This window comes from Rickettsia endosymbiont of Culicoides newsteadi (assembly GCF_002259525.1).
Taxonomy (GTDB): Bacteria; Pseudomonadota; Alphaproteobacteria; order Rickettsiales; family Rickettsiaceae; genus Tisiphia.
Window position 1 is genome coordinate 1 of record NZ_MWZE01000186.1, and the last position, 620, is coordinate 620.

The following is a 620-nucleotide window of genomic DNA, read 5'->3' on the forward strand; positions in this document are numbered from 1 at the left end:
CTCTTAAGAAAAATAAACCTTCCATAAATTGCAATTTCGACTTTCCTCTAAATTATAACCTTATCCCGAATTGACGTAATTGGCAAGAAGTGAATTGGGATTGGGTAAGATGGATGAATGTCTAGATCACATTAATAAAGCTATAGACCTATATTTAGCAAAGAGTAGAGATGTTAATGATACAAATTATTATGAAAATCCGGATCTGGCGGCTAGTTATGTGGTACAAGGTGAGATTTTATTTGCTCAAGATAATATTAAAGAAGCAATAGCATCTTATAAAAAAGCCTATACTATATATCATTATTTATATAAAGATAATCGTCAAAATATTGCACAAGTTAGTTACTTATATAGTCAAGCAGCTATAGCCGCCTGTAAATCAAAAGATTTATATAATTATAAATTCTTTGGTAAATCTCAAGTTAAAGAATTCGGCATACGTCACCCTAATACTACTGCCATGTTTGAATATTGTGAACAATATGACATGGATTTATGGAAAAAGCAAGTTAAGGTTTATAACTAATTCGATAACAAATAACGTCAATTCGGGATAAGGTTATAATTTAGAGGAAAGTCGAAATTGCAATTTATGGAAGGTTTATTTTTCTTAAGAG

Annotated in this window: 1 protein-coding gene; it reads left to right on the forward strand. The window is 30.0% G+C overall.

Annotation, left to right across the window (positions count from 1 at the left end):
- The first annotated feature begins 79 nt into the window (after positions 1 to 79).
- Positions 80 to 529, forward strand: a complete 450-nt coding sequence (locus RiCNE_RS07190) for a tetratricopeptide repeat protein (protein ID WP_133062981.1) — start codon at positions 80 to 82, stop codon at positions 527 to 529.
- The last annotated feature ends 91 nt before the right edge of the window (positions 530 to 620 follow it).